The sequence below is a fragment of the Mesorhizobium sp. Root695 genome (assembly GCF_001428185.1).
Taxonomy (GTDB): Bacteria; Pseudomonadota; Alphaproteobacteria; order Rhizobiales; family Rhizobiaceae; genus Mesorhizobium.
Genome location: NZ_LMHO01000023.1, coordinates 472633 through 496494, shown reverse-complemented (window position 1 = coordinate 496494; position 23862 = coordinate 472633). Strand labels below are relative to the sequence as shown.

The following is a 23862-nucleotide window of genomic DNA, read 5'->3' as shown; positions in this document are numbered from 1 at the left end:
CACTGCGATGCAGCAATCGGTCGGCAACCATGTGCTTAGCCTGGAAAGTGTCTCCAAGACCTATCCAGGCAACACCAAGCGAGCGCTCGACAGAGTGTCGTTCGAGGTGGCCGCGGGCGAGTTCTTCTCGATCCTCGGTCCGAGCGGCTCCGGAAAGACGACGATCCTGCGCACGATCGCGGGCTTCGAGAAGCCCGACGAAGGTCGCGTTATGATGGCCGGCGGCGATGTCACGCATCTGCCGCCGAACAAGCGCGACCTTCGCACAGTGTTCCAGAGCTATGCCCTGTTCCCGCACCTGACGATCAGTGAGAACGTTCAATACCCGTTGCGAATGGCCGGCATGGCAAAGCCCGAGCGGACCAGGAAGGCCATGCAGGCGCTGGAACTCGTCGCCATGGAATCGCTGGCGGGCCGCTTGCCGCATCTGCTTTCCGGCGGCCAGAGGCAGCGCGCCGCGCTCGCACGCGCCATCGTGTCGAGACCGCAATTGCTGCTTCTCGACGAACCGCTGGGCGCACTCGACCTGCGCCTGCGCCAGCAGATGCAGCATACGCTCGTCTCACTGCAAAAGGAGCTCGGCATCGCCTTCGTCTACGTCACCCACGACCAGGGCGAAGCGCTTTCCATGTCCAACCGCGTGCTGGTGATGCGCGAGGGACGGATCGCGCAGCTGGGAAGACCGCAGGACCTCTATTTCAAGCCGCGATCGGAATTCGTCGCCGAGTTTGTCGGCAACTCCAACATGCTGCCGGTGGAATTCACGGCCAATCATGGCGTGTATGTCGGATCGATCGGCGGGGTGGCGTTCCCGGAGATACGCGGCGACAGGTCCGGCAGGGCGCGCGTCGCGGTGCGTTACGACAATGTCAGGATCTATCCCGACAAGGAAAGTTCCGCGACAAGCCGGCTATCCGGCATTGTCGAAAACGTGCTCTTCCTGGGCACCAACATTGAGGTCGGCATCCGCTGTGGCGACCTGCGGATCATGGGCAGCGTGCCGGCCAGCCGTGCCGACAGCCTGGTTGCCGGCCAGGCCGTCTCCGTCGGCCTCGATCTGGCGGAGGCAAACATCTTTCATGTCTAGATCGGCCGACATGGCGCTGTTCGCCGCCCCAGCCGTACCCGCGCGCTTCAGGTTCCGCATCGATTGGCCACAAGTGCCGGTCTATGGCTGGCTGGCGCTGATCGTGCTGATCCCGAACCTCCTGCTGATCGGGACGAGTTTCCTGTCGGTGGCCGGAGGACGCATCAAGTTCGAACCGACGCTGGCCAACTACGTGCGCCTGTGGCACTCGGCCGGATTCTGGCGGCTGCTCGAGCAGACCTTCCTGTTCAGCCTGCTCGGCGCATTCCTGGGCGCGCTGGTGGCCTATCCCATGGCCTATTTCGTCGGCCGGGTGGTCAGGAACAACCGCTCCATCCTTACCGTCCTGGTGCTGGTGCCCTTGTGGATCAGCCTGCTGATGAGGGTGTTTTCCTGGCGCCTCATCCTGGGCCAGAACGGCGTGCTGAATTCCTCCCTGGTGTCGAGCGGACTCCTGGACGGCCCGTCCTCGGCCTTCCTGTACACCGGCTCGTCGGTGGTGCTGACATTCGCCTACATATCCATTCCGTTCATCTTCGTCTCGACGCTCAACGCGTTCGAGAAGATTCCGCAATCTCTGATCGAAGCCTCTCAGGACCTCGACGCGACCACGTTCCAGACTTTCTGCCACGTCATCTGGCCGCTCACCCGGCGCAGCCTTGCCATCGGCTTCAGCCTCGCCTTCCTGGTCACGGTCGGCGACTATGTGACGCCGTCCATGGTCGGAGGGATCAATGGAACCACGCTTGGCGTGCTGATCTCCTCGCAGTTCGGCATCGCCAGCAACTGGCCGTTCGGGGCGGCGCTATCTATCGCGCTCATTGTCGCCGTTTCCATTGTCGTCGCGTTGGTATTGTGGTCCTGCCCGCAGCGAGGGATCTTTTCGGGCGACGAGGCGCCATCCTCGGGGCCGCCGCCGGCGGCCGGTGAGGGACCGCGGCTCGGTTTCATCGGCGGTGCCATGCTTTATGGCCTGGTCGTCGCCTTCCTCTACGCCCCCTTGCTGCTGATGGTGGTGTTCTCGTTCAACGATTCGACCTTGCAGGCCTTCCCGCTGCAGGCCCTGACCTTCAAATGGTATGCCGAGCTCGCCGGCAATTCGGGATTGATCGCCGCCGGACAGCGTTCGCTGATTGTCGCGGTCTGCGTCGTCGTCATCTCCAGCATCGTCGGGACAGCGTTCGCGCTGGTGCTCCACTATCGCAACCTGCTCGCTTCGCGCGCTATTGAACTGCTGCTGACCCTGCCGCTCGCGATGCCTTCGGTCGTCCTGGGCATCGTCATGGTGCTCGGCACGGAAATCGTGGGGGTTCCGCCGGGCCTGGCCCGTGTCGTCATCGGCCAGGCAAGCTTCATCATGCCCATCACCATGCTCCTGGTGCTGACGCGGCTCCGGCGCCTCGATCCCTCCCTTCTCGAGGCCTCTCTCGATCTGGGCGCGAGCCGCCTGCAGAGCTTCTTGCTGATCGTGTTGCCGCTCATACGCGGCGCCGCGATCGGCGGCATGCTGCTTGGCCTGACCCTGTCGGCGGACGAGGTGATGGTGACATTGTTCCTCGCCGGCCCGTCCCAGACATTGCCGATCTGGGTCTTCAACCAAATGCGGTTCGGCTTCACCCCGTCGGTCAACGCGGTGTTCACCCTGCTTGGGCTGTTCGCGCTGTCGACGGTATTGATCGGCCAGGTCATCGCGCGACGCCGCGCCGTCGAGACATGAGCGGCCCCGAAGGACTCCGGCTCAACACTGAGGAGCAGTGCTACATGCCGTCGTCACCGACAATCGGGCGCCCCGTTGCCGTGCTTGGCATCGGCAGCATGGGAACGGCGATAGCCAAGGCGCTGATCGAGGCGGGGCACCACGTCACGGTCTGGAATCGATCGAGGGAGCGGCTGGCGGGGCTGACGGGATGTTTCGTGGCGGAGACAGCCGTCGAGGCCTGTCGCGACGCGGAGATCACGTTCACATGCTTTTCGAATCTACCGGCGACGTATGACGTCCTGAAGCAGCCGGGCGTGGTCGGAGCGCTCCAGGGCAAGGCCCTGGTGCCGATGTCCACCGCCACTCCGGACGAAGTCCATGGCTTCCAGCGGTTCGCACAGGCATCCGGCATCGACTATCTGGACGCCAAGATCGCCGTCACGCCGGCCCAGATCGGCGCGCCGACGGCAGTGATCTTCTTCGCCGGACCACAAGCCCTCTTCTTGCGGGTCGAACCTGTCCTTAGGGCGCTGGCGGGACGGGCCACGCTCATGGGACAGCGCATTGATGGGGCCGTGCTGGGCGACTTCGCCTTTCTCAGCGTCTATTTTGCCAGTACGATCGGAATCCTGCATGGCGCGGCTTTTTTGAGAAACTCGGGACTGAATATCGAACAGTTCTTCAGTCTGATCCCATGCTTCCTCGACGAGATCAACGCGCGCTCGCAATCGTTCAGGAAGATGATCGTTGCTGGTGATTACACGGATGTTCAATCGGCCTTGAAAACGGATCTGGCCGGCGCCCGGTTGCTTGCGAACGCAACCGCGAATGCCGGGATGCAGAACCTTTTCTCGGATGCCTTGATCGAGTTGATGCAGGACGCGGTCGCGCAAGGCCATGGCGATCTGGATTCGGCGGCCATGGTGCAAGCCTTTTCCAAGGTCATGAGCACTCCGCAGCCAGTCGAAGTGCCGGGTTGAGCGATTTTCATCGGTGACGATGGTAACCTTGTTGGCAGGTGCGTGTATCGCTCCTTGTTCGAGAGCAGCAAGGAGGATCTCGGCCGCGTCCTGTACCCGGTCACTGTCACCGGCCGCCAGCGCCGCCTCGCTCGAGCGCGGTCTTGCGGATGATTTCCGCGATCTCCGGGCTGCTGCTGCACAGCATCTGGAAATCCGCCGAGTGAAGGGACAGGAGTGAGACCGCCGTCGCGGCGCTGACGGTCGCCGATCGCGGTTCGCCGCTGATCAGCGCCATCTCGCCGAAGAAGGCGCCAGGGCCAAGCTCCACCGGGTTCGGCGTCGCGACGCTGACCCGCCCCTCCACGACGAAGAACATCCGATCCCCTGTCTCGCCAATGCGACAGATCACGGCGCCCGCCGGCAAATTACGAGGTCTTAGCGCGCGCACGATCTCTACCAGCGCGGCCGGGCCGAGCTTCTGAAACAACGGCACGCCGGCGACCAATTGCCAATTGCGGACGAAATCCTCGCGACGGATTTCTTGATAGAAGCCGGAGGCAAGAATGCCGGCCCAGAGCGCGAAGATGCCGATGCCAGTCATCATGACCGCCCCGGCAAGGACGCGGCCGGCCAAGGTTTGCGGGATGTCGTCGCCATAACCGGTGGTGGACAGCGTGACCACCGCCCACCACATTGCCTGGGGGATGCTGCCAAACTTTTCCGGTTGGATGTCGCGCTCGATGACATAGGCGGCGAGTGCGACACCGAACAGAACGACGCCGAAGAGCGTGGTTACGCCGATCAGGTTGCGCGCTTCGTTGGCCAGCACCCTGCCCAGGACGGGGAAGAAGGTCGAGTCGCGCAGCGGTTTCAGCAGCCAGATACCACAGTAGAGGCTCCAGTCGGGTGTGCCGTCGAGCAGAAATGCGGCGAGTGGAACCAAAACCGCGAGCGCGTCGATGGTGATTGCCGGCGTCCTGTCCCGAAGGTCTCCCGCCCGGCGCTTGAGCAGCGTCGCGGCCATCTGCAGGAGATAGGCGCCCCAAATGACCGCGAGCAGGGCGGTCAGAGCCAGTCTGCTTCGTCCGGACAGGTTCGGTGTCGTGAGCGCAGCCACCGCCAGAAGCCCAGGCGCAGCCAGCAGCGCGTTGAGCGGCGCGTAAATTCTCAGGAAAGGCAGTACCGACATTCCATACCCACGAGCGACAACTATCCGCCAAAGTAGGCTGCCTTCAAGGCAAGCGTAAAGGTGCTTGCTGTCGCTGCGATGCGCATCACCGACAGTGAACTCAGATGTCCGGGATTACTTCGTGACCGGACGTGAACAGACAGGCCACAACCGACGAGAATGATCCAATCCGGACAATTGCAACAGGTTCCGCGAAGGTCAGCTTCGGTGAAAAGGCGACATGGGATCGCGACGGAAAACTGAAATATCGGACAGTCGTTTTCAATCGAGCCCGATCCACACAAAGCCGTCCTGCTTTCGGCAGGGGTATACGATCAGTTTTGCGCGGTTTTTCGAAATGTCACCCGCGAATTCATAGCCCGGCGCAGTACCATCCTGCTGCAACTTCGCCCACTCCCTGATTTCGCCGGTAAGCAGGTCGAAACAACTCTGATGCCAGCGGCAGACCAGGCCAAGATCTGCGGTGATCGTGCTCTCCATGTGCGGGAGCTTCAGCACTTCGGCCTGAGCGGAACTTCGGCGTTCGTAGAGCGGCAGATGAAGATGCGGGCAGGCATTGTTGAAGGCGCAATAGCTGTCGGATCCGCGAACGACGACGATATCGTAGTGCTCAAAATCGAGAATCCGGCGTTCGTAGGGCTGTAGCTCGTCTTCGGCAAAAGCGCGAATCCACCTCCTGCCGCCGTGACGGATGGTTTCGCGAAGCCCCTTGGCATTGAGCTCGGCGTCAATTTCGGGCTTCAGCCTGACGATTTCGAACAGGCTCGTGCGCTCGCCGGTACCGCGAAGGCGTACCCTGACGAAGTCGCCGATTTCCACCTTTTCGGCGATCTGGTCGCGAAGGGTCTCGGATATCAGCAAGCGCGTACCGGCATCTTTATTGGCGGCCTTGATCCGGCTGGCCAGATTTACAACGTCGCCGATGGCCGTGAGACGTTCGTGTCCAGCAAAACCCAATGTGCCGATGACGGCTTCGCCATAGTTGAGGCCGATACGAATATCGAAATCGATGCCATACATCGAGGCAAAGAACGGCTTCAGACGATCGACTGTGGCGAGGGTCTGAAGTGCGGCGTTCAAGGCGCGGAGCGGAGCATCTGGCTGGTCGTCGATACCGAATATTGCCATGAGCCCATCGCCGATCAGTTTGTCTATGAAACCGCCATTCTGCTCGATGATGTCGCCGACCTGGGCGAAGTAGCGATTGAGCAGATACATCACGTCGTAGGGGGAAAGCCGCTCTGACAGCGCTGTGAAATCTACAATGTCGCTGAAGAAGACCGCAACATGCCTTGCTTCGCCGCAACGCGTCGCGGCAGAAGCGCCAAGCTGGCTGGTGATCATCATGTCGGTTTCGTCTAGCACCAGGCGTCGGACGCGAAGCTCGCCTTCCGGCCTGAGCTGACAGGCCAGCCGAACCTGATCGGCCAATCTCAACCGGTTCGCCATCAGGGTTTCGTCCGGATTCCGGTCCGGGCAAGCCTCAATGCCGTCGAGAACCCAAACGCGGCATGTCGAGCATTTCGCCCTGCCGCCGCATGCGTGGGCAAATGGCACGCCCGATCTGAGAGCAGCCTCGAGCAAGGTCTCATCTGCGGCCACGTCGAAATCCACTCTGTCGGGTAAAGCGGTTACTTTGGTCATATCACCGAACACAGGTCCGTCACGTTAACTGGCTGTCAGTGTAGCACCAATCGGCTCAGGCAATAGAATCGTGCAAAATTCGGGCACCGACGAAGCCGAAATGGTTTCGTTGCCGGGACCGGACCATAAGACCGCTTGCATCGGCAGCGACCGCTTGCTGAGCGGACAACGAGGGTTCATCATGATCACGGATCGGGTTGGTGACGTCGCAGAGCAGAATCAGGCTTAGTGGAGATGCGACAACCAGGCAGCAACGATGTACACCAGCAATCAGCGCGCGAAGCGGACCATCTCGCTCTAATCGTCGAACTTCCGTCAATGGCGCAGCCGCGACCTCTAGCACGATCACGGGCAAATGTCCGCTCTCGGTCGGAGGTAAGTTGAAAACGGCAGACGTGCGGCGCGCTGATGTCCGGCCGCTTCGAGCCAGCAAGCAGCGCCAAGAGTCGCCGTTCTCGAAAAGGCAAAACGAGAGGCCACTTCTGGCGCATCTCTTCTGCTCCCCTAACGAAAGATCGCGTGCACTTGCCGTCTAGCAGGTATCTCGGCAAGCCGAAGCTTCGCTGGGATATCAACCGCGTGCCTACTCGGTGACATGTGTCTCCACCGGGCCTGACAAGAAAGAAAATTCATCGGATTCTTTGTGCGGCAACGATGATTGGGGGCTTGCGAGCGACGTAATTCTCGCGATCGGGGTAAGGCACCTCGACCCCGGCGTTCATCTTCGTCGACAGCCGCCGCATGCAACCTCTGCCGGCTTGGAATCGGCGGAAAAAGTAAACAATTCCCAGCACTTAAGTTACCACCGAGACGCTCGCCGAGGTCGGCTGCAAGACGCCGGGGAACGGCCCGATCCTGGCCGGGCGATGCCCGGACTGGAAGAGGTTGCTGTGGAGGTTGGCGATCCACTGCTTGCCTTCCGTCGTCAGCTCAAGATAGCGGATCGCGTCGCCGATATAGGGCTCGACCTGCAGCGTGAAGAAATCGGTGAAAATGGCGCCGAGATCGGCGGCGGTCTTGCAGCCGAGCTTTTCCACCATCCCGATCTCAGAGAACTCGGCAAACAGCGCCGGCAGCTTGCGGTGGTAGAAGGGATCAGCGAGCTGGCCGATCAGGTCCGCGGCCCTGACCAGCGCCGGTTCGGTGTTGGTGACCTGGTAGGCCGGATCGTTCGGCACCGGAAAGCGTGTCATCTCGATCGCCTCGACAATGCGCTCCTCGTTGATGAACATCGAGGAAGCAAAACGTTGGCGCGCATAGATCTTGGCGCGCTCGATATGATAGGGCGCAAGCACCGCGTCGGAGGCGCCGCGCGGTGGCGTATAGCGGTCGCCGACCTCGTTAATGACGAAGCTGTCCTCGGTGTCGCCCTGGCACACGCCGTGCACCATGCCAATGTCGTGGACAAGCAGCGCGCAGGTATAATGCAGCCAGTCATCGGGGGTCAGGGATTCCGAAAGCAGCCGGCCGCGGATGATCTGCTGGCCAGCGAGCGTGACCATCAGTGTATGCTCGATGTTGTGATAGAGCGCGTTCGAATTGCCGATGCGCTCCAGGACAAGGCGGGCCGCCCCGCCTATGTAGCTCGCATATTCCGAATTGCGATGCGAGAAATACTGGAGATAGAGTTCTGACAGATAGTCGCCGAGCCGGTCGGCCATGATGGAGATTGGATTGAGCATGACAATCGTTCCCGACCGCTTTGAAGCACGACAAGTCGCGCCGCGCGGCCCATCCTAGCACGGTTCCGGCGTGGATTTTATCTTAGGACCAAGGCGAACACCGCGGGCACATCAGGGTATGTCGTGGTTAAGTGGCGAGCGCGGTGTCACGCCACTTAAGGAGATGGGCGTATGGCCACCGCTTGGAAGCCTTCGGATGAAGGGCAAAGTCGATGAGTTCGCGGATCATTAGGCGATCTGCGGTTTTTTGGTAATACAAATTGAAAATTGCGCCCTCATGTTTCACAACAGGTCGGTAGACCTAGGATGGTTTCGAAACGGGGGGGCGCCCATGGTCCTCAAGGCGAGAATTCGAAAAGACGTTCAACAATGACCCATCACGTACAAGATGCTCGAATTCTTATGTACAGCCACGACACGTTCGGGCTCGGCCACTTGCAGCGCTGCCGGACGATCGCGCATTCGCTGGTCGAGGATTTCCGCGGACTTCAGGTGCTTATCATTTCGGGTGCGCCTATCGCTGGCGCCTTCGACTACCGCGCCCGTGTCGACTTCGTGAAGATCCCCAGCGTCATCAAGTTGCGCAACGGCGAGTACACCTCGCTGGAAAAGGATATCGATCTGCATGAGACGCTAAGGATGCGCCAGTCGATCATCCGCCATACAGCCGAGACCTTCCGGCCGGATATCTTCATCGTCGACAAGGAACCGCTCGGCCTGCGCGGTGAGATTGAGGACACTCTGTCCTACCTCAAGACGCGGGGCACCACGCTGGTGCTTGGCCTGCGCGAGGTGATGGATGCGCCGCATCTGCTCGAAGCAGAATGGGCACGCAGGGATGTGATGCGCAAGATAGGCCTGTTCTACGACAAGGTCTGGGCCTATGGTCCGCCGGATTTCTACGATCCGTTGACCGGCTTGGATGTGCCGCCGGCCGTCAGGGCAAAGATGAGGTTCGTCGGTTTCCTGCAACGGAGCCTGCAGCGGAACGAGTTGCCCGGCCACCGGCCCGAGGGCGACTATATCCTGGTTACCACCGGCGGCGGAGGCGACGGCGCCGAACTGATCCACGACGTCATCGATGCCTATCAGCAGGATCCGAAATTGCAACACAGGGCGCTGATCGTGCTTGGGCCTTACATGCCGGCGCGCAAGCGCAACAAGCTGCTCAAGAAGGGGTCCAAGATCCCCTACATCAAGATCATCGAGTTCGACAACCGCATGGAAGATCTGATTGCCGGCGCCAAGGCGGTTGTGGCGATGGGCGGTTACAACACCTATTGCGAGATACTGTCTTTCGACAAGCCGGCGCTGATCGTGCCGCGCGTCGAGCCCCGCGAGGAACAACTGATCCGCGCTCGGCGCGCAGCCGAACTCGGCCTCATCGCGATGCTTTTGCCGGAAGAAGCCAAGGATTCCCAGCGGTTTGCCGATGCACTGATGGCACTGCCGGACTGGCCCCGCCCATCACAGAGCAATCCGCATCTGACGCTGGAAGGGCTGCCTCATATTTCCGAAATCGTCGCGGAACTGCTCGACCGGCGGGCCGGCCATCACCTGTCGGTTGTTGAAGGAATGAACTGACTTGCAAAATCGCAAGATCGTCGTGGTTCTGAAGGGCTATCCGCGGCTGTCGGAAACCTTTATCGCGCAGGAACTGCTCGGTCTGGAGCGTGCGGGGTTCGACCTGATACTCTTCGCGCTCAGGCGGCCGACCGACGCAAAACGCCACCCCGTGCATGACGAGATCAAAGCGCCCGTCCATTATCTGCCGGAATATCTGCATGAAGAGCCTTTGCGCGTGCTTCGCTCGCTGTTTGCTTATCTGCTGCGGCCGGGCTTCTGGCGCGCGCTCGGATCGCTGGCTGCCGATATCCCCCGCGACTTTACGCGCAATCGCGCGCGCCGCTTCGGGCAGGCGCTCGTGCTGGCGGCCGAATGGCCGGAAGGCGCGGGATGGTTGCATGCACATTTCGCCCACACGCCGGCATCGGTGACGCGCTATGCCAGCCAGCTTCGTGGTCTGCCCTGGAGCTGCTCGGCCCATGCCAAGGACATCTGGACTTCGGCGGACTGGGATCTGGCTGGCAAGCTTTCTTCGGCGCGCTGGACGGTCACCTGCACGAAGACCGGCTTCGACCGTCTGAAAGAACTCGCTAACGGCAACTCGTCCGTGCATCTGAGCTACCATGGGCTCGACCTTCATCGCTTTGGCAGTTTCGGCGAGGCGCGAAAACAGCATGACGGCTCGGCGCCGGACGAGCCGGTTATCGTTCTGAGTGTCGGGCGCGCCGTTGAAAAGAAAGGTTTCGATACATTGCTGGAGGCCCTTGCCCTCTTGCCTGGCGATTTAGCGTGGCGTTTCGAGCATATCGGCGACGGCGAGGAACTGAAACGGCTCAAGGCGCTGGCGCAAAAGCTCGGACTTGATGGTCGCGTCTCTTGGAAAGGCGCGCTTGCGCACGAGGAGGTGCTTGAGCACTACCGCTGCGCCGACATCTTCGCCCTGGCCTGCAGGATCACCGCAAATGGCGACCGGGACGGCCTGCCGAATGTTCTGGTGGAGGCGGCCAGCCAGCGGCTTGCCTGCGTGTCGACCGATATTTCCGGCGTGCCGGAGCTTTTATCGCCGGATGAAACGGGGCTGCTGGTTCCGACGGAAAACCCAATTGCCCTGGCACAGGCGCTGGAGCGCCTGATCCGTGATCCCGTGCTGCGCGCCCGCCTCGGCGACGCCGCAGAGCGGCGCGTGCGGGGCAATTTCGATCATATGGCAAGCATTGGACAGCTCAAGGAACTGTTCGAGCGCGAGTGGCGGGCCGCCGATTGAAGCGGCTGCGCATTTTCTTCTATGTCCAGCACCTGCTCGGTATCGGCCATCTGGCGCGCGCCAGCCGCATTGCGGCGGCTCTGGTCGATGACGGGTTTGACGTAACCGTCGTAACCGGCGGAGCGCCGGTCGCGGGGTTTCCGGGACCGGGGGTAAAATCTGTAACCCTGCCACCTGTCACCTCCGGTAATGAAGGATTTTCCGGACTTGTCGACCTGCAGGGTAAACCCATCGACGATGATTTCAAGAAATCGCGTTCAGAGATGCTGCTCCAGGCATTTCGGGATTGCAGGCCTGATATCGTCATTGTCGAGGCGTTTCCATTTGGACGCCGGCAGATGCGTTTCGAACTCCTGCCGCTGATCGAGGCCATCGACGCGGCGTCGCCCAGGCCGCTGCTGGCGACGTCCGTCCGCGATATCCTTCAGGAGCGCCTCAAGCCGGGCCGAGACGAGGAAACGGTCGATCTCATCAACAGGCATTTCGACCTGGTCATGGTCCACGGCGACCCGGCTTTCGTAACCATCGACAAGACATTTCCACTGGCTGGGGCGATCAGAGCTGAGATCACCTACACAGGGCTCGTTGCCGCGCCGCCATCGCCCGCGGCTTCCGAGCGCTTCGACGTTCTGGTGTCGGTTGGCGGCGGGGCTGCCGGAAAGAGCCTTGTCAGATCCACCATCGCAGCGGCGCGGAATGCCAACAATGCTTGGAAATGGTGTTTGATCACCGGCCCAAACCTGCCCAAAGACGAGTTTGACGCGATCGCAGGCGATGCCACGCCGGGCCTGTCCATCTTCCGGTTCCGCGAGGATTTCGCCAGCCTGCTGACCGGCGCCCGCCTGTCAGTCTCGCAGGCGGGTTACAACACGGTCTGCGATGTCCTGCGCGCGGGTTGTCGCTCCCTGCTCGTGCCATTTGCAGCCGGCGGGGAAACCGAACAGACGTTTCGCGCCCTGATGCTCGAACAACTCGGTCTTGCAACGGTGCTGATGGAAAAGGACCTAACGCCGGAAGGTTTGGCGCAAGCGGTCGAACAGGCGCTTGGGGCACCGACACCATCCGCGCATCGTCTCGATCTAGAAGGTGCGCGTCACTCCGCGCAAATCCTGCGCGAGCGGTATCGAACATGGTCCCTAAAAATGGGGCCCCGTTTCGGAAAAGCTCATGATCAAACAGACGATGGATCTTAGAGCAATTCGAGCAAAAGTGTGAAGCGGCTTTCCGTCCGGAATTGCGTCAAAACAAACACTTAGAGCAGTTCAGCGCACCTACGAAGCGCTGAACTGCTCTAGTCTAGTTTCCGTCCACAAACAGCAACTTATTGATTTTATTGTCTGAATCGTTCCTTTGCGCGAGCGAGGCCCGGCGGTTTCAGGTATCTTGGATCATGCCACTGATTCCAAGTCCCTGCCACCGCCGGAGCCGACAATGCGCCAAGAACGCACCGTCCAAGCCAGCATATTCGATGTTTTCGCCACACACGAGATCGGCCACGAGTTGAAGGCGATGTCGCAATGGCTGGACGGGCATCGCGATCTGCTTGCTTTGGCGACGCGAGACCTATGCCGAGACGGCGCCAAGGCCACCGGGCGGCAAGGGCTGCCGGCCGAAGCAGTGTTGCGTTGTGCGTTGCTCAAACAATATCGCCAGCTGAGCTACCAGGAGCTGGCGTTCCATCTCGAGGACTCCGCCTCGTTTCGCGCCTTTGCCCGGCTGCCGTGGCCATGGAGCCCGCAGAAGTCGGTATTGCAAAGGACGATCAGCGCGATCCGGCCCGAGACCTGGGAACAGATCAATCGGACACTGCTGTCAGGCGCGCGGCAGGCGAAGCTCGAAGACGGCGCGGTCGTGCGGCTGGACAGCACCGTGACCTCGGCACTCATACACGAGCCGAGCGACAGCAGCCTGCTTTGGGATGCAGTGCGGGTCATGGTGCGCCTGCTGAAGCGGGCCGATACCTTGGTCGGCGGCGCAGGCTCATCATGGCGCGATCGTTGCCGCGCAGCCAAGAAGCGCGCCCGCAAGATCCAGTTCACGCGCGGTCGACCCAATCGGGTCCAACTCTACCGCGAACTGATCGCAATCACCCGTGCGACCTTGGCCTATCTGAAGCAGGCGACCGATCGACTAGCCGTGGCGAGCACTCCACTCATCGCACTGTGGCAGGTCCAGGTTCGGCACTATCGGCCGTTGGCGGAACGCATCATCAGACAGAGCGAGCGGCGGGTGTTGGCTGGCGAGCCGGTGCCAGCCGGCGAGAAGTTGGTCAGCCTGTTCGAACAGCATGCCGATATCATCGTCAAAGGCAGCCGCGATACCGAATACGGCCACAAGCTCAACCTCACCACCGGCAGGAGCGGCATGATCCTAGATCTGGTGATAGAAGCAGGCAATCCGGCCGACAGCGACCGCTTGCTGCCGATGCTGGAGCGCCACATCAACCTCTATGGTCAAGCACCGCGGCAAGCGGCCGCCGATGGCGGCTTCGCCACCCGCAACAACTTGGCCACAGCGAAGGCGTGGGGCGTCTGCGACATGGCCTTCCACAAGAAGGCCGGTCTCAGGATCGAGGACATGGTCAGAAGCAAGTGGGTCTACCGCAAGCTGCGCAACTTCCGCGCCGGTATCGAAGCCGGCATCTCGTGCCTCAAGCGCGCTTACGGTTTGGCGCGCTGCACTTGGCGCGGCCTTGATCACTTCAAGGCCTACGTCTGGTCCTCGGTCGTGGCCTACAACCTGGTTCTCTTCACGCGCCTCAAAGCGACCTGACAGCGACACCCATCACCGTTGCGCAACCACCGGCCGACGCCGATCTTCTGGCCTGCGCGGGATCATGCCCACAACGTCTTTCTCGACCGACCAAACGCTCTGCTACCACGCCATCCCCTCTACAGGTCGCTGACGACAACAGCCAAATGCCTGTAAATGCTGGCGAAAACGCACGTTTATGGACGGAAACTAGTCTAGACAGTTCCAATCAGCATGAAGCGCGTATAATTTTTTGTCGGCAGTTCGCCGGAGAACCGCACCTCCCGCAGCGCGGCCATTGCTTCGAAGGCTGCGAGTGAAGCCACGCAGCTGATGTGTGTCGGCTCGCTGAAATAATCGTTCGATTGCAGCAGCACATTCGTGCCCCGCGGAAGCAGGGCAAGCCAGGCGCGCAGATCGGCTATGTGTTCGCAGCTCGTATTGACGACCAGGTCGGGACGCCCGGCCGCATAGTCGAGAGCGTACATATCTGCCGTCAACGCCAGGAATCGTTCGCCAGCTTCCCGGTTGAGGGTCAGCGCGACCGGCGCGACTTCGGGATCGATGTCGATGCTATCGACCGCCGCGATGTCGAAGCGGGCGTCGTTGAAAAGCATTGCCGGCAATACGCCGTACCATCCACCCAGAACCCATATGCGCCTGAACCGGCCGCCGCCGCTTTCGAACAGCTTGTCGAGCGCCCACATCTTGCAGGCGACCTGCTTGTGGTTGAAGGCGTTGGCGATATCGGCCGTCGGATGCTTGGCGACGACGCGCGCCAACCCTGCCACGAGAGGGCGGTTGACATAGGCAGCAATTCCTCGCGTGAGGTCCAGGGCTTGCTCGTGCCAGTCCGTGCCGGCATTGCGTGGTTGCGTGACATCCATCATAGTCGTCTTGTATGGCGGGATTTCGGGCGACACAATGCAATCTTGCCCCCCGCAAGGCTGTTTGATCCGCGGATATGACTATGCTGCTAGCCGCTTTGCCATTACCCGGTGCCGGAGAGAGCCGGCTGCATCTGTCCGGACCGTTGGCGTCCTCCGTGCACCGCAGCTTCGAGACTGTCGTTGGCGAAGAAGAAATTGCCGGTACGCCATTCGCCAGCAGGTGCTTTTACATCCTGCATCCTTCCAACTGAAGGGTCCACAGTCGCATATGGAACCCAGCCTAGCCCGCTATATCTGGACGCACACCAAGAAGCAGCAGCTCTGGATATTGATGATCGTCGTGCTTTCGATGATCCCGTATTTCATGTCCTTCGACCTGCCGAAGCTGATCGTCAACGGCCCGATCCAAGGTAGGGGCTTCGAGCAACCGGGCGCGACCCAGCCATTCATGAGGCTACACTATAACCTGCCGTTCATCGGCGAGGTCCTGGTCTTCTCCGGTTTTCAGCTCGGCCGCAAGGCGACGCTGTTTGCCCTGAGCCTTGTGTTCCTCTCGCTGGTCGTCGTCAACGGCCTGTTCAAATTCTACATCAACACCTACAAGGGCCGCCTCGGCGAACGCATGCTGCGGCGTATCCGCTTCAATCTGGTCGATCGTGTGCTGCGGTTTCCGCCGATTTACTTCAAGCGGGTGAAATCCGCCGAAGTGGCGACCATGGTGAAGGACGAGGTGGAGCCGCTGGGCGGCTTCATCGGCGATGCGTTCCTGCAGCCGGTGCTGCTCGGCGGTCAGGCGCTGACGGCCATGCTGTTCATCGTGGTCCAGAACGTCTGGCTCGGAATGATAGCGGCCGTGATCGTGGTGATCCAGATCGTGCTCATCCCGCGAATGCGGCGGCGGCTGATCGTGCTCGGGCGCGAACGGCAGTTGACGGCGCGCGCGCTTTCGGGCCGAGTTGGCGAAATCGTCGACGGCATCGGCGCGGTTCACGTCCACGATACATCAAACTACGAGCGCGCCGACATAGCTGCCCGGCTCGGGCGCATCTTCAAGATTCGCTTCGATCTCTACCAATGGAAATTCATGGTGAAGTTCCTGAACAATTTTCTCGCGCAGATCACGCCGTTTCTGTTTTACATGATCGGCGGATATCTGGCCATCCAGGGGCGGCTGGACGTCGGCCAGCTCGTGGCCGTGATCGGCGCCTACAAGGACCTGCCCGGACCGATGAAGGAACTGATCGACTGGGATCAGGATCGGCAGGATGTCCAGGTCAAATATCAGCAGGTCGTTGAACAGTTCACAGTCGAGGGTATCATCGCGCCGAAAATCGAGGCATTGACGATCGACGATCCCCCTCCGATTACCGACCCGCTGTCAGCGATCAGTCTCTCCATAGCAGACGATGGCGGTGCAGTGCTCCTCGACCGTATCTCCCTCCAGGTCAAGCCGGGTGAGACGGTGGCGCTGGTCGGGACCGCAACAGGTGGAGCGAACGCACTTGCAGAAGCCTTCGCGCGGCTGGTCTGGCCGACCAGCGGAAGGGTCGCTTCGGGCGCCGACGACCTGCTTGAACTCCCCGAAGCAGTGACCGGCCGGCGCATGTCCTATGCCTCGTCGGATGTTTTCCTGTTCCAGGCAAGCCTCCGCGATAACCTGCTCTACGGGTTGAAGCATGCGCCGCTGACATCGGTGACTTATGACGGTGCTGCGGCAGACCAGCGCGGCTGGGACATCGAGGAGGCGCGCCGGTCGGGCAATCCGGATCTTGATATCCACAGCGACTGGATCGACTATGCTTCCGCCGGCGCTACCGGCCCGTACGACCTCTTTGAAGCCGTGCGCCGGGTGCTCGACGCGGTTGTTCTGTCGCGCGACATTCTGGATCTTGGCTTGCGCTCTTCGGCAGACCTCACGCGCCACACGAAGCTTGCCGGGCGGATCGTCGAACTGCGTGCGGCGCTGCGAACCCGGCTGGAACACGAAGGGCTGAGCGGACTGGTGGTTCCTTTCGAACCGGGCGCCTACAACAAGGAAGCAACGATCGGTCAAAACCTGCTCTTCGGCGCTGCCGCCGGTCCCGAACTGGCCGACAGGGCTCTGGCGGCCAATCCCTATTTTGCTTCTGTGCTGAGGCAATCCGGCCTCGACCGCGCGCTCTACGAAATGGGTATGGAGATCGCGGAACAGGCGATCGAGCTGTTTGCCGACCTGCCGCCCGATCACCAGTTCTTCCAGCAGCTCGCCTTCATGAGCGCCGAGGAGATACCTGCCTACGAAACCTTGCTGCAACGGCTCAAGAACCGTCCCTACGAGGCAGTTTCGGAGAACGACCGCGCCATGATGGTCACCTTGAGCTTTGCCTATATCGAGCCACGCCACCGCTTCGGCCTGCTGAGCGACGAGCTGATGAGCAAGATCGTCGCCGCACGCAACCTGTTCTATGAAAACCTGCCGCCCGAGCTGCAAAATGCGGTCGAACGGTACGATCCTGCCAAATACATTGCCGCGGCTACCGTCATGGATAATGTCCTGTTCGGGCGTGTGGGCAACAACCATCCCGACGCGCCGGACCGCATACGCTCCATCGTCTATGACATTCTTGACGAACTGGGGCTCTATGCCGAACTTCTGAATGTCGGCCTGGACTTCAACGTCGGCTCCGGTGGCAGGCGGCTGACCAGTGGACAGCGACAGAAGCTCGATGTTGCCCGGGCCCTGCTCAAGCGCCCCGATTTTCTCATTCTCAACCGGCCGCTGGAGGCGCTAGACCAGCGTATGCAGGACAAAGTGCTGCGAAACGTGCTCGAGGAAGCCAGACGCGACGGCCATTCGCCGGCAATTGTGTGGGTCGTGACGAATCCGGCAATGGGGATGATGTTCGATCGCGTTGTCGTCTTCGACTCGGGTCGTTTGGTGGAAGACGGAACACACGAGACACTTTTGGCAGGGAACGGTATCTTCAAGGAACTTCTGTCATAGTCTGGCAAACGCGAATTTAGGAAGGTTTGCGACAATGCTGCTCAAGGATGAAGTTGGAATGCTGCAACGCGTTCCCTTGTTCTCTGGCATTGAGCCGGCAAAGCTCAAGCTGCTTGCGTTCACATCCGATCGCGTGAGCTACAGCGCCGGCGAGATTCTTTTCCGGCAGGGCGACGAGGCAGACGCCGCCTATGTCATCCTTTCCGGCAGGGCGGATATTCTGGTCGATTCCGACAGCGGGCCGATAAAAGTTGCCGAACTGCTGCCAAATTCGATTGTTGGCGAGATCGCCATATTGTGCAACAGCTCCCGCACTGCCACCGTCAGAGCGACAAGTTCACTGGAAGCCCTGAGAATCCGCAAGGATCATTTCCTGAGGCTTATGAAGGAGTTTCCGGAAATGACCATCGAGATATTGCGGGTTCTTGCCGATCGCCTAAGCCATACAACCGCGGATCTGATCGACGCACGAAGCGCCAGATAACGAATGACGCTCAATCCTCGCCGTCGTGACGGCACTGGCCTCTTGCTGAGAACGTCACCCGGAGAAACCTGTCTCGCCTCTTTGTTTTGACGCAATTCCCCAGGGAAAGCGTTACGCGCTTTTCCTGGGAAAACCGGTTCACCCTTTTCCTGGAATTGCCCTGGCGGCAGTTCTTTGGCTACGATGGGCGAAGGGGACTGCGAAGGGTTTGCATGGACGACGACGTTTTCCTGGTCAGGTTTTGGGGCGTGCGCGGCAGCATTGCGGTATCGGGCCCAGAATTCTCGCGCTATGGCGGCAACACGATCTGCATTGAGATGCGATGCGGCAAGCACACGCTTCTGTTCGACGCGGGCTCTGGCCTACGGTCAGCCGGCCGGGCGCTTCGGGCGTCGGGCGTGACCGATTTCGACCTGCTTTTCACCCATTGCCATTATGATCACATCATAGGGCTGCCGTTTTTTGCGCCGATCTATGATCGGAGCGTCAAGGTTACCCTTTGGTCCGGGCATCTTGCAGGACGCATGACGACCCGGCAGATGGTCGACGAGTTCATGCGGCCGCCGTGGTTTCCGGTGAAACTGGATATCTGCAAGGCAAGCCTCGACTTCCGTGATTTCGTATCCGGAGACGTGCTTCGGCCACGCGAAGGGGTGGTAGTCCGAACCGGCAGTCTTATCCATCCGGGCGGCTGCATAGGCTACCGGGTGGAGTGGGGCGGCCGTGTCGTGGCAGTGATCACAGACACCGAGCACGAGCCGGGCAAACTCGATCAGGCGGTGCTTGGCCTGATTGAAGATGCCGACCTCGTCATTTACGACTGCACTTACACCGAGGAGGAAATGGAACGCCACCGCGGTGACGGGCACTCGACATGGCACCACGGCGTCAAGCTCTGTGAGGCGGCCGGTGCGCGGGGGCTTGCGCTGTTTCACCACGATCCGACACGCACCGACGAGCAACTGGACGAGATCGAGAAACTGGCCAAAGACAGGTTTGCCGGCGCTTTTGCCGCGCGGGATGGCCAGACGCTCAAATTTCCAGTCTCATTGCACAAAAAGCGCTGAGCTATTTTCCTCTCCCGGCGCTGCGCCCGATCAATGTCCTGATCGGGCGCCATGCGCAGGGTTCAGTCCGCGCTGTGACTGCGAACAGCCGTTCGAGGAAAAGCCAGGCCGATTCATCATGTACGAGATGATGCGTTAGCAGGCCGACCGGTTCGTCGTCGAATGCATGCTGCAAGTGCGCGATGATAGCCTGGACCAATAGGCCATGATCGCGGCAGCCGCGCGTGCCATGCCAATCCATGATGTCGACATTGCTGTTGATCACCGCCAATGAAGCCGGCTTCGGCGGTCCATAGACCGACAATGCCGCAAATCCTATCGATCCAAGGTCGGATACCACGGCGGCGTCGATCCTGTTCCAGGGCGGCACCAGCATCGGAACGGCACGCGCGCCGTGCAGTCCGGTTATGTGCGACAGTCCGCCAGCCAGATCGTCGAGCACCACCTTGCGTGGCCGATGCGCGCCGAGTTCCTGCTTTTTCTGGTCCTCGGGCGCATGATTTCGGTGCGCCCAGCCATGGATGGCGACCGTGGCATGCGGCGCCGTGCCAAGCCGGACGACAAGCTTCTCGTCGGTCTCGGCCGGAATGACGGCCAGAGTGACAGGAACCGCGAATTCACCGGTGAGGTCGAGCAGCCGATCAAGCGCAGGCGTCGGATCCACGGCGTCATCGTCGCGCAGCCAGAATTCTGCCTTGCGGCCCGCCCGTTGCCGGCGCGCCAGTTCTTCCACCAAGGGCTGCCAGATCGGATCGGTTGTCATGAGACCGGGATCTTCTTGAGAAGTTCGGCCAGACGCGCCGCTGCACAACCGATGGAACGTTCTTCGAGAACGAAACGTCTGGCTTCTGCGGCCATCATGGTTCTTTCGTCGTTTCGGGCCAGAAGCCTTTCAATGGAGGAAGCGAACGCCGCGCCATCGCCCGGCGGGGTCAGAAACCCGGTCCGGCCATCCCGCACGACCTCCGGTACGCCGGCAATGTCCTGAGCCACCACCGGAAGGCCGGCGGCCTGTGCTTCAAGATAGGCAACGCCATAGGCCTCGCCGTAACCCGGCCAGACGTAGATTCCCCCGGTGTAGAGGACATCCGGCACGGCGGCCGGCTCGATCGCGCCAAGCCATTCGATACGGTCGGCGGGCAAGCCGGCGAATTGCGCTTTGACCTCGTCACGGGCAGGCCCGTCGCCGACGACCGACATGGTCCAGGGCAGATGGCCGATCGCGCCGAGCGCTTGCGCCAGCATGCGATAGCTTTCGACTTTGTCACCCGGGCGCATCATGGCGACGGTTATGAGGCGCGTCGGACAACCCCCTGCCGGCATTTCGCGGAATGCCGAGGTGTCGATGAAGGGCAAAAGCATGCCGAAAGCGGCGTCGGGAATCGCATCTGTCAGCCCCTGGCGATCCCTTTGGGTGAAGCAGATGTTCAGCGCCGCCTGTTCGATGGCTCGCGCCACCAACGCTTGGCTATCGGCCCACAATCCGGCGTTGCGTCGCTTGGAATAGGAGGCTTCCGCTGTCACATAGGGGACAGCAAAGGCCGACGCCAGTTCGGGTCCGATCAAGTCGGGCGCCTTGTAATAGGGATGGTAGGTGAACCAGAGATCGGGCTTGCCGTCACGATCCCAAAGCCTGGTCAGCCGCGCGGCTTCCTCTCGGGCCTCGATCTTGAGCGCATCGAAACTTTTCGACTCCGGCTGGCGTAGATAGAAGCGCAACTCAGATACCAGTTCGACGCTATGCCCTCCGTGCTCGAGCGCCTTGACCAGCATCCGTGCCATCTGGCGGTCGCCGGAGACGACCGGATGATTGGGTGACTTCAGCGGCGCGTAAAAGGCAATTCGCATCGCGCGACCCTATCATCGGAAAGCCTGCGCAAGTCAATTTCGAAGCACGATCGACTTCACCTTCAAGCGTTGGAATGTGCTATCTAATGCTCATGGAAACAGCTGTCGCGTCCGACCCGTTTGTCGCTTCGTTGCCGGTCTTCGCAAAGTTCGAAAGCGTTGCCGATATCGACAATTATCGGCCTCTCCCCGATGGCTGGGCGCTGGCCACCGCCGACATCGTCGGCTCGACCAAGGCGATCGAGGCGGGGCGCTATAAAACCGTCAATATGGCCGGCGCCAGCGTCATTTCGGCGCTCCTCAATGCGCTGGGCCGGCAAGATCTTCCCTATGTGTTCGGCGGCGACGGCGCACTCGTGGCGTTTCCCGGCTCAGCGTTGGAGATCGCCCGCAACGCGCTGGCTTCTGTCCAGAGATGGGTGGCGGATGAACTGGATCTGACCTTGCGTGCGGCAATCGTGCCGATAAAGGACATAAGGGCGCAAGGCTTCGATGTTCGCGTGGCGAGGTTCCAGGCCTCCAAAGCGGCGTTCTATGCCATGTTCGCAGGCGGTGGCGGCAGTTGGGCGGAAGCCGAGATGAAAGCAGGGCGCTACCGCATCGATCCTGCGCCGGCCGGCGCGCGGCCGGATCTGACCGGCCTCTCCTGCCGCTGGAACCCAATCGATGCCCGGCACGGCGAAATCGTCTCGATCATAGCCATACCGGGGGCTTCGCGAGACTTGCGCGGTTTTCAGTTTCTGGCTTCCGACATCATCGCCCTTGCCGGTAGGCAGGAGCGCGATGGCCACCCGGTGCCGGTGGACGGGCCGGCCTACAGTCTGCTGCCCGCCGGCCTCGATGTCGAGGCGCGGGCCACGGCGCCGCCAGGGTGGCGGTGGCTGGCGAAGCTGTGGGTGATGTTCCTGATGACGCTTACGGCTGTCGCCGACAGATTTGGCTGGACGATCGGCCGTTTCGATCCGAAGGTCTACAAACGCGAGGTGGCCAGCAATTCGGATTTCCGGAAGTTCGACGACGGCTTGAAGATGACCATCGACGTTGACGCGGATGTCTTACAACGGATCGAGAACCGGCTGAAACAGGCGGAAGAGGCGGGAATTTGCAGCTATGGCCTGCACCGCCAGAAGTCGGCCTTGATGACCTGCCTTGTCATCTCGCCGCTGCAGCCCGATCACGTTCATTTCATCGATGGCGCCGATGGCGGCTATGCGATGGCTGCCGCCAGCCTGAAGGCGAAGGTGCCGGTCCAATGACGGCTTGCGGAAATCGACTTTCCGCAATATGCCTCGGCACGGTTCTTGGGATCAGGTGAGCCTTGCCATGGAGCGGATAGTCTGTCCGAATTGACTAGAAAGCAGATTTTGGACGCCTCACGATCGACATATGACCGTCTTTTGAACCGGATTTCGACGCGCGCCGCGCAAGTCGGTGTGATAGGATTGGGCTATGTCGGGTTGCCGCTGTCGGTTGCGATCGCACGCGCCGGCTTTCCGGTTTCCGGCTTCGACATCGAAGTCCAGAAGGTCGAGAGCCTGAACAACGGCCAATCCTACGTCGAGGCAGTGACGTCGACGGCCCTTGCCGGCCATGTGGCGAGCGGACGATTCCGCGCCACCGCGGATTTTGCCGAACTGGCCGTCTGCGATGTCATCATCATCTGCGTTCCGACGCCGCTGACGAAACACCGTGAGCCCGACCTCTCCTTTGTCAGGAACACGGCAGCCACCACCGCCAAGCACCTGCGTCTCGGCCAACTGATCGTGCTGGAATCGACCACCTATCCTGGCACCACCGATGATGTGATCAAGCCCATACTGGAAGAAACCGGCTTGCAATCGACGGTAGACTTCTTCCTCGGCTTCTCACCCGAACGCGAGGATCCCGGCAATCGCAGCTTTGAAGTCGCGACGATCCCCAAGGTCGTGGCAGGCGACGGCATCGAAGCAGCGACGCTCGTGCAGGCTTTCTACCAAAGCGTGGTCGAGACCGTCGTTCCGGTTTCCAGCACGGCGACCGCCGAGGCGGTCAAGCTGACCGAGAACATCTTCCGCTCGGTCAACATAGCCCTCGTCAACGAGTTGAAGGTCGTGCTCGGTGCGATGGGCATCGACATCTGGGAGGTGATCGAGGCGGCAAAGAGCAAGCCCTTCGGCTACATGCCTTTCTATCCTGGTCCCGGGCTTGGCGGGCACTGCGTTCCGATCGATCCCTTCTACCTGACGTGGAAGGCGCGCGAATACGAACTGCCGACCCGCTTCATAGAGCTGGCGGCAGAGATCAACACGGCGATGCCGCGTCATGTGGTCGATGAACTGGCGAAGGCGCTGGACCGGCGCTGCGGCAAGGCGCTCAGCCGCTCGCGCATTCTCATCATCGGGCTCGCCTATAAGAAGAATGTGCCCGACATCCGCGAAAGCCCCTCATTGCGGCTCATCGAACTCATCGAGGAGTGGGGCGGCAAGGCGGAATTCCACGATCCGCATGTCACCGAGATCCCGACCACGCGCGAGCATATGGCGATTAAGGGGCGTCGCTCGGTCGAATTGACCGAGGCGGCCTTGAAGGATTTCGATGCTGTCGTCGTGGCAACCGACCACGACGCGATCGACTATCAGGCGATCGCCGATCACGCTCCTCTGATCGTCGACACACGCAATGTTTTTGGCCGCCTCGGGCTGGCCCGAGAGACGGTGGTGAAGGCCTGACGGTGTCTGAGACGGCGAATTCTTTGCCCGATGTCAGG

Annotated in this window: 18 protein-coding genes; 12 read left to right on the top strand and 6 right to left on the bottom strand. The window is 61.0% G+C overall.

Annotated elements, in window-relative coordinates; translation table 11 throughout:
* The first annotated feature begins 7 nt into the window (after positions 1 to 7).
* From ASD99_RS21430 to ASD99_RS21420, 3 genes are read left to right on the top strand one after another with little or no spacing between them, the layout of a single operon-like run.
* Positions 8 to 1087, top strand: a complete 1080-nt coding sequence (locus tag ASD99_RS21430) for an ABC transporter ATP-binding protein (protein ID WP_056585081.1) — start codon at positions 8 to 10, stop codon at positions 1085 to 1087.
* Complete coding sequence (locus tag ASD99_RS21425) at positions 1080 to 2804, top strand: ABC transporter permease subunit (protein WP_056585083.1); 1725 nt, start codon at positions 1080 to 1082, stop codon at positions 2802 to 2804. Before ASD99_RS21430 ends, ASD99_RS21425 begins: the two co-directional genes overlap by 8 nt.
* A 44-nt stretch (positions 2805 to 2848) precedes the next feature.
* Positions 2849 to 3766 (top strand): NAD(P)-dependent oxidoreductase, encoded by a 918-nt coding sequence (locus ASD99_RS21420; RefSeq protein WP_162256714.1) that lies wholly within the window; start codon positions 2849 to 2851, stop codon positions 3764 to 3766.
* A 106-nt stretch (positions 3767 to 3872) separates the two neighbouring features.
* Here the strand turns inward: ASD99_RS21420 and ASD99_RS21415 are convergent, their stop codons facing one another.
* The 3 genes from ASD99_RS21415 to ASD99_RS21405 all read right to left on the bottom strand — a co-directional run bounded on the left by ASD99_RS21415 (position 3873) and on the right by ASD99_RS21405 (position 8263).
* Entirely contained in the window at positions 3873 to 4937 is a 1065-nt protein-coding gene (locus tag ASD99_RS21415; RefSeq protein WP_056585088.1) for a cyclic nucleotide-gated potassium channel, read from the bottom strand.
* Between the two features lie 261 nt (positions 4938 to 5198).
* Complete coding sequence (locus ASD99_RS21410; protein ID WP_082583373.1) at positions 5199 to 6581, bottom strand: adenylate/guanylate cyclase domain-containing protein; 1383 nt, start codon at positions 6579 to 6581, stop codon at positions 5199 to 5201.
* Between the two features lie 794 nt (positions 6582 to 7375).
* Positions 7376 to 8263: a hypothetical protein gene (locus tag ASD99_RS21405; RefSeq protein ID WP_056585091.1), complete on the bottom strand. Its 888-nt coding sequence runs from the start codon at positions 8261 to 8263 to the stop codon at positions 7376 to 7378.
* Between the two features lie 369 nt (positions 8264 to 8632).
* Here ASD99_RS21405 and ASD99_RS21400 point away from each other — a divergent pair, with 369 nt between their 5' ends.
* The 4 genes from ASD99_RS21400 to ASD99_RS21385 all read left to right on the top strand — a co-directional run bounded on the left by ASD99_RS21400 (position 8633) and on the right by ASD99_RS21385 (position 13865).
* On the top strand, positions 8633 to 9847 hold the full coding sequence (locus ASD99_RS21400) for a glycosyltransferase family protein (RefSeq protein WP_056585093.1): 1215 nt from the start codon (positions 8633 to 8635) through the stop codon (positions 9845 to 9847).
* 1 nt (position 9848) lies between these two features.
* The gene (locus ASD99_RS21395) at positions 9849 to 11093 is read left to right on the top strand and encodes a glycosyltransferase (protein ID WP_056585096.1); all 1245 of its coding nucleotides are present in this window, start codon (positions 9849 to 9851) and stop codon (positions 11091 to 11093) included.
* The gene (locus ASD99_RS21390; RefSeq protein ID WP_056585152.1) at positions 11090 to 12286 is read left to right on the top strand and encodes a glycosyltransferase family protein; all 1197 of its coding nucleotides are present in this window, start codon (positions 11090 to 11092) and stop codon (positions 12284 to 12286) included. Before ASD99_RS21395 ends, ASD99_RS21390 begins: the two co-directional genes overlap by 4 nt.
* A 238-nt stretch (positions 12287 to 12524) precedes the next feature.
* Complete coding sequence (locus ASD99_RS21385) at positions 12525 to 13865, top strand: ISNCY-like element ISMesp4 family transposase (RefSeq protein WP_057144789.1); 1341 nt, start codon at positions 12525 to 12527, stop codon at positions 13863 to 13865.
* 194 nt (positions 13866 to 14059) lie between these two features.
* Here ASD99_RS21385 and ASD99_RS21380 read toward each other — a convergent pair whose 3' ends face one another.
* Positions 14060 to 14734, bottom strand: a complete 675-nt coding sequence (locus ASD99_RS21380; RefSeq protein WP_056585098.1) for a class I SAM-dependent methyltransferase — start codon at positions 14732 to 14734, stop codon at positions 14060 to 14062.
* 268 nt (positions 14735 to 15002) lie between these two features.
* Here ASD99_RS21380 and ASD99_RS21375 point away from each other — a divergent pair, with 268 nt between their 5' ends.
* From ASD99_RS21375 to ASD99_RS21365, 3 genes are all read left to right on the top strand, one after another.
* Positions 15003 to 17717 (top strand): ABC transporter transmembrane domain-containing protein, encoded by a 2715-nt coding sequence (locus ASD99_RS21375; RefSeq protein WP_056585100.1) that lies wholly within the window; start codon positions 15003 to 15005, stop codon positions 17715 to 17717.
* Positions 17718 to 17751: 34 nt separating this feature from the next.
* Positions 17752 to 18201, top strand: a complete 450-nt coding sequence (locus ASD99_RS21370) for a cyclic nucleotide-binding domain-containing protein (RefSeq protein ID WP_056585105.1) — start codon at positions 17752 to 17754, stop codon at positions 18199 to 18201.
* 212 nt (positions 18202 to 18413) lie between these two features.
* Complete coding sequence (locus tag ASD99_RS21365) at positions 18414 to 19268, top strand: MBL fold metallo-hydrolase (protein WP_056585106.1); 855 nt, start codon at positions 18414 to 18416, stop codon at positions 19266 to 19268.
* 1 nt (position 19269) lies between these two features.
* Here the strand turns inward: ASD99_RS21365 and ASD99_RS21360 are convergent, their stop codons facing one another.
* Positions 19270 to 20031 (bottom strand): polysaccharide deacetylase family protein, encoded by a 762-nt coding sequence (locus ASD99_RS21360; RefSeq protein WP_057144788.1) that lies wholly within the window; start codon positions 20029 to 20031, stop codon positions 19270 to 19272.
* A complete protein-coding gene (locus tag ASD99_RS21355; protein ID WP_057144787.1) occupies positions 20028 to 21116 on the bottom strand; it encodes a glycosyltransferase family 4 protein in 1089 nt (362 codons plus the stop codon). Before ASD99_RS21355 ends, ASD99_RS21360 begins: the two co-directional genes overlap by 4 nt.
* A 74-nt stretch (positions 21117 to 21190) precedes the next feature.
* On the opposite strand from ASD99_RS21355, the gene ASD99_RS21350 reads away from it, so the two are divergent.
* Both ASD99_RS21350 and ASD99_RS21345 read left to right on the top strand, forming a co-directional pair.
* Entirely contained in the window at positions 21191 to 22372 is a 1182-nt protein-coding gene (locus tag ASD99_RS21350) for a DUF3095 domain-containing protein (protein ID WP_056585112.1), read from the top strand.
* 108 nt (positions 22373 to 22480) lie between these two features.
* Entirely contained in the window at positions 22481 to 23824 is a 1344-nt protein-coding gene (locus ASD99_RS21345; RefSeq protein WP_057144786.1) for a nucleotide sugar dehydrogenase, read from the top strand.
* Positions 23825 to 23862 lie beyond the last annotated feature (38 nt).